The 13,759-nt window shown below is 47.1% G+C and carries 12 protein-coding genes; 2 read left to right on the forward strand and 10 right to left on the reverse strand.

Going from position 1 to position 13,759, the window contains the following annotated elements; translation table 11 throughout:
- Positions 1–47: 47 nt before the first annotated feature.
- The 8 genes from ACH33_RS12045 to ACH33_RS12080 form a co-directional block, all read right to left on the reverse strand.
- Entirely contained in the window at positions 48–896 is an 849-nt protein-coding gene (locus tag ACH33_RS12045) for a helix-turn-helix domain-containing protein (RefSeq protein WP_057899242.1), read from the reverse strand.
- A 31-nt stretch (positions 897–927) separates the two neighbouring features.
- A complete protein-coding gene (locus tag ACH33_RS12050) occupies positions 928–1,728 on the reverse strand; it encodes a DUF3388 domain-containing protein (protein WP_057899243.1) in 801 nt (266 codons plus the stop codon).
- A 162-nt stretch (positions 1,729–1,890) separates the two neighbouring features.
- A complete protein-coding gene (locus ACH33_RS12055) occupies positions 1,891–2,145 on the reverse strand; it encodes a DUF3243 domain-containing protein (RefSeq protein WP_057899244.1) in 255 nt (84 codons plus the stop codon).
- A gap of 98 nt (positions 2,146–2,243) precedes the next feature.
- The gene (gene ymfI, locus ACH33_RS12060) at positions 2,244–2,981 is read right to left on the reverse strand and encodes an elongation factor P 5-aminopentanone reductase (protein ID WP_057899245.1); all 738 of its coding nucleotides are present in this window, start codon (positions 2,979–2,981) and stop codon (positions 2,244–2,246) included.
- A gap of 21 nt (positions 2,982–3,002) precedes the next feature.
- Complete coding sequence (gene yfmH, locus ACH33_RS12065) at positions 3,003–4,292, reverse strand: EF-P 5-aminopentanol modification-associated protein YfmH (RefSeq protein WP_057899246.1); 1,290 nt, start codon at positions 4,290–4,292, stop codon at positions 3,003–3,005.
- Positions 4,293–5,576 carry an EF-P 5-aminopentanol modification-associated protein YfmF gene (yfmF, locus tag ACH33_RS12070; RefSeq protein ID WP_057899247.1) on the reverse strand — a complete coding sequence of 428 codons (1,284 nt, stop codon included), beginning with the start codon at positions 5,574–5,576 and terminating at the stop codon, positions 4,293–4,295.
- Positions 5,577–5,872: 296 nt separating this feature from the next.
- Entirely contained in the window at positions 5,873–6,142 is a 270-nt protein-coding gene (locus ACH33_RS12075) for a hypothetical protein (protein ID WP_057899248.1), read from the reverse strand.
- Positions 6,143–6,482: 340 nt separating this feature from the next.
- Positions 6,483–6,704, reverse strand: coding sequence for a hypothetical protein (locus ACH33_RS12080; RefSeq protein ID WP_057899249.1), 222 nt, complete (start codon positions 6,702–6,704; stop codon positions 6,483–6,485).
- Positions 6,705–6,955: 251 nt separating this feature from the next.
- Here ACH33_RS12080 and ACH33_RS12085 point away from each other — a divergent pair, with 251 nt between their 5' ends.
- Complete coding sequence (locus ACH33_RS12085) at positions 6,956–7,795, forward strand: serine/threonine protein kinase (RefSeq protein ID WP_082706040.1); 840 nt, start codon at positions 6,956–6,958, stop codon at positions 7,793–7,795.
- A gap of 15 nt (positions 7,796–7,810) precedes the next feature.
- Here the strand turns inward: ACH33_RS12085 and ACH33_RS12090 are convergent, their stop codons facing one another.
- Together ACH33_RS12090 and ACH33_RS12095 are read right to left on the reverse strand one after the other, a co-directional pair.
- A complete protein-coding gene (locus ACH33_RS12090; protein WP_082706041.1) occupies positions 7,811–9,610 on the reverse strand; it encodes an ABC transporter ATP-binding protein in 1,800 nt (599 codons plus the stop codon).
- Between the two features lie 243 nt (positions 9,611–9,853).
- Positions 9,854–10,732, reverse strand: coding sequence for a sulfurtransferase (locus ACH33_RS12095; protein WP_335338941.1), 879 nt, complete (start codon positions 10,730–10,732; stop codon positions 9,854–9,856).
- A 290-nt stretch (positions 10,733–11,022) separates the two neighbouring features.
- Between ACH33_RS12095 and ppdK the strand changes: the two genes are divergently transcribed.
- On the forward strand, positions 11,023–13,689 hold the full coding sequence (ppdK, locus tag ACH33_RS12100; RefSeq protein ID WP_057899251.1) for a pyruvate, phosphate dikinase: 2,667 nt from the start codon (positions 11,023–11,025) through the stop codon (positions 13,687–13,689).
- Positions 13,690–13,759: the final 70 nt, after the last annotated feature.

A 13,759-nucleotide genomic window follows, 5' to 3' on the forward strand; every position in this document is an offset into this window, starting at 1 on the left:
ATACTGAAAAAAAGGTGTCAAAAGAAAAGCCCCTGATACTTCAGGGACTATTTACGAACAATCTTAATTCTTTGTGTACCGCTTTTCTTCGCTTCCGATGTATCGACAGGCTGTCCATTGACGAACACTTCGACATCGCGCGCCCGTACAACACGGATAAGCGCCATGTTTCCTTCCGTCACTTCAAACGTTTGGCTTTCACCTTCTTTCAGCGTTTTCATGCCAACTCGACCGTTCGTTCCGGATACATCCATCCAGTGATCGCCCTTCTTGGCCGTTACTTTTACAACAATTTTGTCGGCACCTGTCAATTCATAATTAATAACTGAGCCGGTTTTCGGTGCAGGTGTAAGCTTTCCGTTCGCAACCGGCGGCTGTTGCTGCCGAGGCGGCTGCTTCGTTTCAGGCGTATCCGGCGGCGGAACGATAATTTCTTTCTTTGCCGGAGTCGTCCCTTCTTTCGGTTCCGTCTGTGGCAGAGCCGGATTGGCTCCCTGATTCTTCAGGGCATAATGAATTCCGGCCGCAATCACCCCGATGACAAGAATGGCGAACAAATAAAGCAAAATACGCGACATCCATTTGCTGCTGGCGCCGTCTCGCTCCTTACGCCCGTGCCGATTTTGCCTTAGCGGTGGGGGAGACTCCTCTACCTTTGGCGGGTCTGGAAGCTCGGAACTATACTGACTAATTAATTCATCAGGATTAAGTCCAACCGCTTCGGCATAGCTTTTTATAAACGCACGGACATAAAAATGCCCCGGTAACACATCAAAATTTCCGTTCTCAATCGCCTCCAGATAGCGGCGCTGTATTTTAGTTGTCTCTTGTATTTCAGCAAGCGACATTCCTTTTGCCTGTCTGGCTTTTCGTAAAACTTCTGCGAGCTCAGACAAATCATCCACCTCCTGCCACTCCGGGAACTCCCTACGGAATGTCGAACCCGGAGAATCCTGTTTCTATATTTTCATATGTAATCTCCTCATCAGGATCGTTACGCAACTCGATAATATAATCGAAATCAGACAATTCATATTCGGTTTCCCGCACGAAAATATCCGGATGTTCAATAACTTTTGTGCACGGCATACGTAAAACTTCACGCATGAGCATCGCGTGGCGTTCGGTGCTGCGCATGGTTGACACAATGCCATCAATTAAATACACATGCTTGCTTCCGTTCATTTCCTCCACCGTGAGCTGATTTCGTACAGTCTGGCGCAAGAGCGTGGAAGAAATAAATGTCCAGCGCTTGTTGGCAGACACACACGCCGCCACCGTTGATTCGGTTTTGCCCACACGAGGCATGCCCCTAATGCCGATAAGTTGGTTACCTTCCCGCTTGAAAATCTCAGCCATAAAGTCAACCAGTACCCCAATTTCTTCTCGCACAAAGCGAAACGTCCGCTTGTCTTCCGCGTCACGCTCAATGTAGCGTCCATGGCGCACGGCAAGCAAGTCCAAAATTGTAGGTTGACGCAGTTTGCGCAGTGTTATATTTTCAACTTTCTCCAGTATGCTGCCCAATAATTCGATTTTTTTTGCATCATCAGTGCGAATCAGTAAACCGCGTCGGCGATTAATCTTCCCATTCAGCGATTCGACACCGTTAATCGTCACGATGTTAATTTTCAGCATCCCAAGAATGGAAGCGATATCCCCTAACAATCCGGGCCGATTTTTGTGAATTTCGTATTCAAGATACCAATCTTGTTTTTCTGTTTCCATCTTGAGTAAAACGCCCTTTCCCTGCTTGATTCTTCTTCCGTAACGACACTATTCTACACTAAAAAATAAAATTCTTCCAACACAAAAAACAGCAAATGAATAAAAAACAGATAGAAATAGAAAATCCCCTCAACGAAGAGGGGATTAAGATAAAAAAATACGTTATTGCTTCCTGTTCTGTACATAATTAATCATAGCGCCCGCCATCGCATGACGCTGCTCTTCCGTACCGGCATCCCACAACTCTTTCAGGAGGCGTTCTTGTTCGTTTTTCGGGTCAACATGATTGGAAAGATATTCGCCGATTTGATATGCTATATTTTCCATTGTTTGTTTTTCCATTCCAGCACTTGCCGCCTGGGTCACGCGTTGCGCCAAAAACGTTTTCCAATCCTGAAAGTTTTCCAAGACTGACATATCGTCTTCCTCCTTCGTTTTGCGTATACAAGGGCATATTTGCCCTTCACGTTTAAGATGCACAGCTTGGGACAGTTTTATGCATAGCTCCTTTCATTTTAGCAATACCATGCCCCGTTCGGGCTAATAACCTGACCGTTGATATACCCAGCTTCATCGCCGACAAGAAACGCGGCAAGCGCGGCGATTTCTTCCGGTGTGCCCATGCGGCCAGCCGGAATCTCTTCTACAATCCCCGCAAGCTCTTCTTCGCTGAACGCACCCGTCATCATTTCCGTGCGAACCATTCCGGGAGCGATGCAGTTAACAGTAATCCCTGCAGGCGCCACTTCTTTCGCCAGCGCCTTCGTAAACGAGACGACCGCACCCTTAGCAGTCGAATACAACACTTCAAAACTTGCGCCCGTTATTCCCCAGATAGAAGATATGGTAATAATGCGTCCCCATCCCTGGCGCAGCATATGTGGAAGCGCAAGACGGGCGCAGAAAAACGGCGCCCGTACATGCACATTCATCATCTTCTCCCACTCATCTGGCGTCACATCCTGAATCAGACCGTAAGAACTAAGCCCTGCATTCAATACGAGAACATCTGGTGATTTGAGCATCTGATCAAACAGGTGTTCGACTCCATCTACTGCTGTCAAATCTGCCTGCACAAGCGTTACTTCCACCCCTTCAGCGCGACACTGCTCAGCTACCTGTTCCGCTTCACGCGCTGAAGAATGATAATGCAGCGTAACATTGCAGCCGGCTCGTGCAAGTCTAAGGGCAATCGCAGCTCCAATGCCGCGGCTTGCTCCAGTCACGCACGCCTGCTTGCGTTCTTTCATCATGTTCTTCCTTTCCCGTATATTTTACTGTTTTTCAGGCGATGTCACGATCGATACAGAAAACTGTTCGAAATCAATATGCTCCCTAAAGCGTGCGTTTACATCATCCAGCGTCATCGTTTCTAGCATGTCTGCACGCGCGAATAAATCCGTCCCGGCAAACCGGTATTTTGTAAATGAATTAGCGATAAATTCCACCGAATTCAGCGCACGAAGAAATTCGCCTGTCTTCTTCTTTTTTGAAAGAATAAAAGACTCTTCGGCAATGCCGCGTGCAAGCGCATCGTTCAGCTCGCTTTCAACAATGGAAACAAGCGCATCCGGATCTTTCGTGTCGCCCCCAATAATAGAAAATCCGTACTGCGTCTCACCTGAATAATCGGCGCCAAACCCGCTGTTAATCAGTCCTTGTTCGTATAACTTCTGATACAAATCCGAACTTGGGCTAAAGAGCACATCAAGCAGAATTTCGGTCGCCACTTCCCGTTTTAACAACGCTTCGCCTTCCAGCCCAGCCCTCTTGTCTTTAAAACCGAACAAGCACTTCGCAATGCCAACCGGAAGATGGACTACCGAGCGCTTCTTGGCTACACCTTCCGGCTCTTCTGGATAAAAACGCTCAATCGGAGGTTGCTGACCGTACGTTTTTTGTGCCTGATTCTGTCGCACAAGTTCCATTATTTCCTCCGGGTTTACCGCACCTACAATAAAAAGCAGCATGTTGGACGGATGATAAAACGTCTCATAGCACTCGTACAACATTTCTTTCGTAATTTTGCTAATGGACTCAACCGTGCCTGCGATATCGATTTTCACAGGATGGTCATGATAATAATTTGATATTAGTCCGAAGTATACCCGCCAGTCCGGGTCGTCATCGTACATGCGGATTTCCTGACCGATGATGCCTTTTTCCTTCTCTACACTTTGATCAGTAAAATATGGGCTCTGCACAAAATTCAATAATGTCTCCACATTATGAGACACATCCTGTGTACTGGAAAACAAATAGGCTGTGCGATCAAAGCTGGTGAACGCATTCGCGGACGCCCCGTGCGCGGCAAATTCTGTAAACACATCCCCTTCCTTTTCTTCAAACATTTTGTGCTCAAGGAAATGAGCAATGCCATCCGGCACTTTTACTCTCTCTTTTCCTGGTACACGAAATTCATTGTCGATCGATCCATAACGGGTTGTAAACGTAGCGTACGTTTTGCTGAAGCCTTGCTTAGGCAAAATGTAAACCTCAAGACCGTTATCCAAACGGTCATAATAAATTGTCTCATTCAACCGATCATAATGGCGAGTTTTCATTTACTTCGTCTCCCCCTTTCCACGTAAAAAATAAATGGTATCAATTTCTACCTTTTGTGCTACGCGCGCAATATCTTCTTTCGTCGTACTTTCAATGGCGGCAAGCGTCTCTTCTAACGTACGGTGGCGTCCCGCCAAACGTCCGCTGTAATCCATGCTGGCGATAGCAGAAGCGCTGTCCTGGGTTTCACGCAACTGGTTTGACAGCGTCGCTTTCGTCTGGTTCAGCTCGACGTCCGTAATTTCGCCTTGCTTCATCATTTCCAGCTGCTCTTTAATAATGGCAAGCGCTTTATCATAGTTCGCTGTCTCAATTCCAGACATAATCATGCAAAGCCCTTTTTGTGTCTCTAACTGTGACACTGCATAGTAAGCAAGCGACGCCTTTTCACGCACATTCATAAACAGCTTGGAGTGCGGAAAGCCGCCCAGCACCCCGTTATACATCATCAAATGCACATAATTGTCATCTGCGTAGCTAATCTGAGTGCGCATCCCGATATTAAGCTTGCCTTGCACCACGTTCATTTCTTCTGTTACGATCCGCTCTTCCCGTACCTCTTTTTTGTATGGGGTCGGCGCAAGCTGCTTCACCCTGGAAAGGGTCAGCGGAATGTAGTTCCGTATAAGTCCTACCGCATCCTCTGGATTCACGTCCCCGATAATATACATGTCAATCGGATAAGAAGTAAGCGCCTCTTGGTAAAATCCGTACAAATCTTCCGGAGTGATTCCCGGGATTTGTTCATGAATCCCGTATGCCAGCAACCGATACGGCTCATCTTTGCACATCTCTTCCGTCAACCGCTGGTTGGCATACCGCATTTTATCATCGATGAGCCCTTCAATCCGCTTAGCAAGAGTTTCTTTTTCCAACTCCACTATTTTCTTTGTAAATGCTCCGTTTTCAAGCAACGGACGCGTCAACACTTCCCCCAGGAAACGCATGCCGTCTTCAAGCAATGGTCGGGAATCGGCGAGAAACTTTTCGTTCGCGATTTCAAGGTAAAACTGGAGAATTTGCTTCTCCCCACGCTTCATAACACCCGCACTAAAAATAGCACCGTACAATGAATCCAGATGCCGCTGCAGTTGGGCTGGATTGGGATAGGTTGCTGTCCCGCGCTGGAGCACGTTCGGCAATAATGCTCCCTTTGTAACAAGATCCTCTTGCAGCGGCAATTGAATATGTATAAGAATGGTCGTCGTTTTAAATTTTTCTGTGGGCAATACGTGAATACTAAGCCCGTCTTGCTCGCGACTTACGAACGTTAGTTTGCTCATATCTTCGCTCCTTTCAGCTTTCTTTCTATTGTACCCGATTTAGCAAACGATACCAACAAACGCTTACATATCGGACTCATAGACATGCCTTTCTTCCCTCTGGCTTTCTTCCTCCGTCATCGTATGAAACCGGCCGCATCTTTCCTCAAGACAAAGCATTCCCGTTAAATTACTGTCTCGATAAGGCATCCCATATTCACTTCCGCAATAAGGACATTTCCACATAAAAAAACCCCTTTCTCATCCGGTACTATTCGTAGTCTGTACCTAGAAAGGAGTTTTATGTCCGCTTCACATTATAATTTCCTGCGCCTTTGCTGTGTTTGCTCGATTGCGTTTTTGCCCGTGGAATAAATCCCAACCGCCATCAATCCTGCAATGATTCCTTCCTTGCTTGCTGCAAGCAAATTGTCATCGCCATACAACCAAGCATTCCCCATATTTAAAAGTGTGATTAATATAACGGCGAGAAAAGAACGCAATTTTTTAGGAACTTTTAAGTACTGTGCAACAACGGGAGTTAGCGCCATGCCAAGTGCCGTAATCGCGGTAATGTCGATCTCCATGACCTGTCCCTCCTTCCTTCACCTTTATATTCCATATTATGAAAAAATAGGAGAAAAAGAGACAGGCCATACTGTCTAAAAATAGAATTTTCCGTCTATCTTTATGCTTACAAAAATGCCGTCTAAAAGCCTACCGTTTGAATTGTGGAATAAAAGGCGGTGCTGCTCAACCATCCCTTCATGGGATGACTTAGAGCAACCATTTCCTATAGAATCAAATCCATGAGCGGTGCTCATCCTGCTGGTAGTAGGTCACATGTTCCTTTGAACGTCATGGTATGAGGTTCTGGTATTGTCCAAAACGAACTGTGGACGCTAATGACTTAAGAATCCCACGGCTTCAGCCATGTGGAGTGTCAAAATAAATTGCATCATGAAAATAAAAAAAACTCGCAGGCGTTGCCACGATAAGAGAATCTAGCATACGAATCCAACCGTGCGCCGCACACACCCCTGCCTCTGCTTCAATTAAATCCTCTGTCGTATTTAGCAGCCTGGCCAGTTCTTGCACATCAACCCACCCCTTCTCCCAGACAACTTGCAAAAATTCATTACGAAACACAACAAAGCCCCTCCTTCTTTTTCTATTATTGTTATATTTATTATACAAATAGCGTCCCATAGATTTTGTCTAATCTTGTCATGGAAAAAGCAAAAAGTTTTCGTTTTTATCTAGCAAAATGTATCATATTTCCCAGGCATTCCGCGCTGATTGAAACCTGTAAATCCTAATTTACGTATAAACAAGATAGAAAAGCGAAGTACTCTGAACAAAATCCAAAAGTCAAGCTTCAAAAAAAGGGGTATGGAACAGTGAATATAATCAAACGATGGCGGCAACGAATCAAAGAATGGTGGCTGGATCGGCCACACCCGTCCGGCGCTGTTATTAAAGGCAACTATGAAATTATTCATGTGCTGGGGATGGGTAGCTACGGCATTTCCTACCTTGTCTTTGACCATAAAGCAAAAGAAAAGAGAGTGCTGAAGCAGATGCGTCCAAGCCGTCTAAACAGTCCTAAAGGCAAAACGCTGTATGAATATGAAATAAATATGCTTGCCGCGCTGCGCCATCCGCGAATGCCCCGTTTATTTGACTCATTTGAAGAAAACGGACAGCTTTATTACGTAATGAACTATATACAGGGAAAGACACTGGAGGATTTGCTATTTGAGGAAAACCGGAAATTCGGGGAACGTGAAGCTTGGGAAATCATTCTCGAACTTCTCGCGCTTATAAAACACCTGCACGAACGGCGAATCATCCACCGTGACGTACGCATTCCAAATGTCATCTGGAACGACGACGGAATATATCTGCTTGATTTCGGACTTGCCCGCTATCTAGACGACTCCCCTTCTTACCTGGAAACAACGAATGACCATTACTGGCCGGAAAAAAGGCTGAAACGCGAAGTCCACCCACGGAGCGATATATACGCGCTCGGCCATTTTATGCTGTTTATGCTATACAGTACGTATGAAGCCAAAGCAGGAGAGGCGGAGCGAATCTGGGAAGAAGAATTGACGCTTACTCCAGCGACTGTGCGGATTTTGCGGCGAATGCTCCAGCTTGATACGCCGTACGCAACAACGGCAGAACTTGAGCGAGATATTCAAGATTTTTTAGAACAACAGGAAAAAAGGTTCTAACAAAAAAACCGGAGTTCATCCGGTTTGATCAAATTGCTGTTGCACCAGCTTTCTGTAGAATTCGTGAGTTACTAACAGTTCATCGTGAGTACCATGCCCTGTTATCACTCCTTTTTCAAGAACAAAGATCTTGTCTGCATTGCGTACTGTGGATAGACGGTGGGCAATGACCAGCGTGGTTCGACCTTGCATTAACACTCGTAGCGCTTCCTGCACCAACTGCTCAGAAGCACTGTCCAGATGGGCTGTTGCCTCATCAAGGAGCAATATTTCCGGGTCGCGCAATATCGCCCGGGCAATCGCAAGGCGTTGGCGTTGCCCACCCGATAATTTTACTCCTCTTTCTCCAACCTCCGTGTCATATCCCTTCTCCAACGAGCTGATAAACGCGCTCAGATTCGCCTGTTCCACCGCTTCTTTCATTTTTTCTTCGTCAACTTCTTCCAGGCCATACGTCAAATTGTCGCGGATCGTGCCGCCCATCATCGGACTTTCCTGTGACACATACGCAATACGACTTCGCCAATCCTGAATACGTAAGGATGAGAGAGGCATAGAACCATAAAAAATAGTTCCTGCTGACGGCTCATAAAATCTCTCGATCAGCGAGAACAACGTCGTCTTCCCTGCTCCGCTCGGACCGACGAAGGCAGTCATTTGTCCTGCTTCTATCGTCATAGACAAATCACGTAAGATGAACTTGTCCGGAGCATAACCGAAGCTGACTGTATCAAACCGGAGCGACTTTTGCCGATCACTCGCTTGCTCACGCAGCGGTTGCTCGATCACCTGCGGGTGTGACTCCTCTAGTTCTTCCCGTAAAATTTCAATGATCCGTTCAGAAGCCCCCATCGCTTTCTGGAATTGAGTGAAAAACGAAGCCAGTTGCGTGAAAGGAACAACAACTTGAAACATATACAAAATAATCGCTACCAATTCACCGCCGGTTAACGATCCTTCAGCAACCCGCACTCCTCCATAGCCGATCAACATAACAAGCAGAAGCATCATAATACTCATCATTAGAGGTGACAAAATTGCCGTAATCCTGGCTTCCTTCAAACCGTAACGAAACAGATGGGTTATTCTCTTATCCCCCCGCTCTCGTTCCAGCGGTTCTGCCAGAGACGCTTTGACAAGGCGAATTTCCGATAACACGCGGCCAAGATCCCCTTGAAACAGCGCGGTTTCGTCCTGCATCTTCTTGGAAACCCCGAACATTCTGGCACCGATCGGCCATAAAATGAGCAAGGCTACAGGCACAGCGAGCAACATAAACAGCGTGATTTTCCAATCGATCATGAGCAATAAAATGACGGCTCCGATAATGGAAAGGAGTCCGGAAAAGAAGGAAATAACATGAGCTGTAATAAAATCTTTGATGACATTCGTATCGTTGGTAATCCGGCTCATCACTTCCCCTGAAGTATTGCGGTCAAAAAACGAAACAGGTAGCTTCAGCACCCGTTGCCATACCTCACTGCGCAACCGGGCTACGACATATTGACCGACATAAGACATCGTGTAAATCGAACAACCTGACATCAACGCCTGAAATAAAAAGACGCTTATCATTGAAACAATTGTAGTTCCTTGCAGACTTGCTGCTGACAATTGATTCACCATATCCATCGTAAACAAAGGAATAAGCAAGGAAAGAAGCGTCTCCCCGAGACCTAGCACAACAGCAACGATTATAATCCAAAGAGCTGGCCTGTGCTTACTTAATAAAGACCAGAAATCCCCCCATTTGGGCAAACCCATTCTTTTACCCTGAACAGCTTCAGGATTGGCTAACTTGTTCGAGTTCCTCATTCGATTTCTCCCTCTCGTTCAACAGAAATTTCTTTCCTTTCAAACAAACTCGTAATCAATGGTTCGTATGTCATCTCTTTCTAACTCCTTGCTTACCAAAAATTATAGCCCCTGACGTAACGTCAAGGGCAAGCTTTTTATCTTATCGTTATTTATAATTGCCGAGCGAAGATTTCGTTCGGATGATTGGCGTCGCTTGAATCGAATAAAGGTCTGTACTCAGAGTGCCCGTCTCCTGATTTTTCATTCGTTGCCCGTAGCTACCGGGTTGTCGGGGTAAGAAATCCAATCGCTCCAGCTGCCAGCATACAGCTTGGCATTTTCGTATCCTAAACGTTCAAGCGCAAACAAATTCGCGCAGGCGGTGACACCTGAACCACAGTAGACAATCACTTCCCGATCCCGTGGCAATTCGGAAAAATGCTCACGCAACACTTTCTCATCCTTCCATTTCCCGGTTTCGTCAACAACACACTGCCACTCATAATTCACTGCGCCCGGAATATGGCCGCCAACCGGATCTATCGTTTCCACTTCCCCGGTATAACGGTTATGTGCTCGTGAATCAACCAAGAGAGCTTGCCCGCCCTTTACATGGCGACGCACATCGTCCACATTGCGAAGCAAATCCTTCCTGACGCGGGGTACGTATGTAGCAGAACTACGCTTCGGCATTTCCGCGGTTACTGGATACCCTGCTGCTTTCCACGCCGGAAATCCGCCGTTAAGAAGCGCCAGCTTTTCATGCCCAACATAGCGCAATACCCAGTATGCACGAGCAGCCATCACCCCTTGTTGCTTATCGTACAACACAATCGCTGTATCATTGTCTATCCCTACTTGGCCAAGCTTAGTCGCGAACACGTCCGCATCCGGCCAGGGATGACGTCCACCGTGTACAGCTTTCGGCGCTGATAAATCCTGTTCCAGATCGAAATAAATCGCACCCGGAATGTGTTCAGTTTTATATCCGTCCCTTCCTTTCTCTGGCTGTCCCAGCACAAATCGACAGTCCACCACCGCCAGCTTTTCATCATGCAAATGTTCTGCTAACCACGAAACAGAAACTACCATGTCCACCGTATCCTTCACTCTCCCCTGAATTTCTGTACGATCATGCACCGCTTTTGGCAGGAATTTTTTTGTCTGTCTCGAAGTGAATTATGTATATCGGACAAGCCTTCTGCTGACAAGAAGCTCAGGTTTTAATTTTCTGAAAAATAAGCATTATTTTATAAAGAACGATTTGAATTCGTCGCTTTATATCGTAGCAAATGCCTGAAAATAAAGTCAATATTTGTTCACAAATCATGGCGTATTCGCTATGATACGTAATTATAATAGTGTAAAAAGGAAGCAAAATGTACAAATTGGCTACTTGAATCGGAGGTGCCCGCCACTTAAAGGCGACAATGATGAGTAAAAAATACGTCTACTTGTTTCACGAAGGCAATGCAACAATGAATGATCTTCTCGGAAGGAAAGGAGCCAATCTGGCCGAAATGACCGGGCTTGGGCTCCCCGTCCCTCCGGGTTTCACCATTACAACAAGCGCCTGCCGTCGCTTTTATGAGGAAGGAAAAAACATCCATCCAGAGATTGAACAGGAAATCTATTGGGCGCTGCATACGCTTGAAGAAACAGCAGGCAAGCGCTTCGGTCATCCGAGTAGCCCGCTGCTCGTATCGGTCCGTTCCGGCTCATCCATTTCCATGCCCGGTATGATGGATACCATCCTCAATCTCGGTCTAAACGATTATACGGTCGCCGCTCTGGCAGCGCATAAGGAAAATAAGCGTTTCGCTTATGATTCTTATCGCCGGTTTATTCAAATGTTTAGCTCCATCGTCCTGGGCGTGGATGAAAGACAATTCGAAGACGAACTGGAACGAATAAAAAAACAGGCAGGCGTAGAGCAGGATTCACAATTAAGCTGCGACCATCTTCTTGATTTGATTCTCATTTTCAAAGAAATTGTTTTCAAAGAAACAGGACATAAATTCCCGCAAGACCCAAAACAGCAACTTATCACCGCCATCGGCGCAGTATTCGATTCCTGGTACAACCAGCGCGCGATGATTTACCGACGAATTCAAAAAATTCCGGAATATATTGGAACGGCCGTTACCATTCAACAAATGGTGTTCGGCAATCTGGGGCCAAACTCCGGTACAGGCATCGCGTTTACCCGTCACCCTTCCACCGGAGAAAACGAACTGTTCGGCGAATTCATGTTTAACGCGCAAGGCGAGGATATTGTGGCTGGCATCCGCACACCACAGCAGCTAACCGTCCTCCAGGAGCGGCTGCCCGAAACATTCGAGCAATTCAAAGAAATTGCCTATAACCTTGAGAAACACTATCGTGACGTGCAGGATATCGAATTTACGGTAGAAGAAGGCAAGCTGTACATCCTGCAGACCCGTTCCGCCAAACGAACCGCCGAAGCAAATATTAAAATCGCAGTCGATATGGCAAATGAAGGGCTTATCACGCGTGAAGAAGCCATTATGCGAGTTGACCCAGCATCGCTTGCACCGCTCATGCAGTACACAATCGATCCGAATGCCGAACTTAACATTATCGGCAAAGGGCTCGATGCCAGTTCCGGAGCGGCCACGGGAATTATTGTGTTTGATGCGGAAGAAGCGGAGCGGCAGCACCGTACCGGTCATTCTGTCATTCTTGTCCGTCAGGAAACGACTCCAGAAGATATTCATGGCATCCTCGCCAGCGCTGGCGTGCTGACAACGCGCGGCGGCGTAACCAGTCACGCGGCGGTTGTAGCACGCGATTTGGGCACGCCTTCGGTCGTCGGCTGCGAATCGTTTACCGTTGATATGGAACGGCGCGAGCTTCACACCGGAACCGTTATCCTCAAAGAAGGTGACGTCATTACCATCTGCGGCTCCACCGGGCGTGTCATCCTCGGGGAAGTTCCGCTGGTACCACCAAAATTCTCGAAAGAATTCTGCACCCTTCTCGAATGGACCAATGAATATAAAACGCTTGCTGTCTACAGCAGCGTCAATACGCCACAGGAAGCCAAACTGGCGCGCAAAATGGGCGCTGAAGGAGTCGGACTCTGCCGCACGGAATTAATGTTTATGGACCCGGAACGCCTGCCACGGGTTACTCGGATGATTCTTGCCCGCACTTCGCGCGAGCGTAAAAAAGCGCTACAGCAACTGATTCCGCTACAAAAATCGGATTTCATCGGCATTTTTCGGGCGATGGAAGGCAAGCAAGTTACAATACGTCTCATTGACCCGCCGCTGCACGAGTTCTTGCCGCATCCGACAACCGTTGCGCTCGAAATCGAACGGGCGCGCCTAGCAGGTGATGAAGAACTGCTCGCCGAAAAAGAAGCGCTACAGCAACGGATCGAAATGCTGCACGAACTGAATCCTTCATTTGGGCACCGTGGTTGCCGAATCGGCATCACGTATCCGGAAATTTACGAAGTCCAGACCCGTGCCATTGCGGAAGCGGCGCTTGAACTGAAAGCGGAAGGCATGACCGTTTACCCGAACATTATCGTGCCTCTTGTAAGTGACTGGCGCGAAATGAAAGCTGTACGCGAAACCGTGGAAGAAACGCTCGAACAGGTATTCAGCGTCTACCGCGATCGAATCGATATTCCGATCGGAGCGTTTATTGAGTTGCCGCGCGCTTGCATAACCGCTGATAAAATGGTTGAATACGCTGACTTTATTACCTTCGGCACAAATGATTTGACGCAGTCTACTTACGGATTCAGCCGCGACGATGCAGAAGGCAAATATCTAGCTCACTATCTGGATCACAATATTTTGCCAGAAAATCCGTTCGTGTATCTTGACGAAGAAGGCGTAGGCAAGCTGATTGAAATTGCCATTGCAAAGGGCCGGAAACGTAAACCAAATCTGCCCATCGGCGTGTGCGGCGAGCACACTAGTGAAAAACATTCTGTACTGTTCCTTCAGAACGTTGGCATAAACTTTATTTCCTCACTCCCGCCACGTGTTCCCGCCGCGCGCATCGCTGCTGCCCAGGCTGCCATTCGTATGCGCCGACAACAAGCAATCAATGGCAACTAATTCATGAGAAAAACTCGTGGGCATGCCACGGGCAAAAGAAAAAACCCGGATTCTGACTAAACTCTGATAT

Origin of the sequence: Aneurinibacillus sp. XH2 (genome assembly GCF_001439585.2) — a bacterium.
Classification (GTDB): Bacteria; Bacillota; Bacilli; order Aneurinibacillales; family Aneurinibacillaceae; genus Aneurinibacillus; species Aneurinibacillus thermoaerophilus.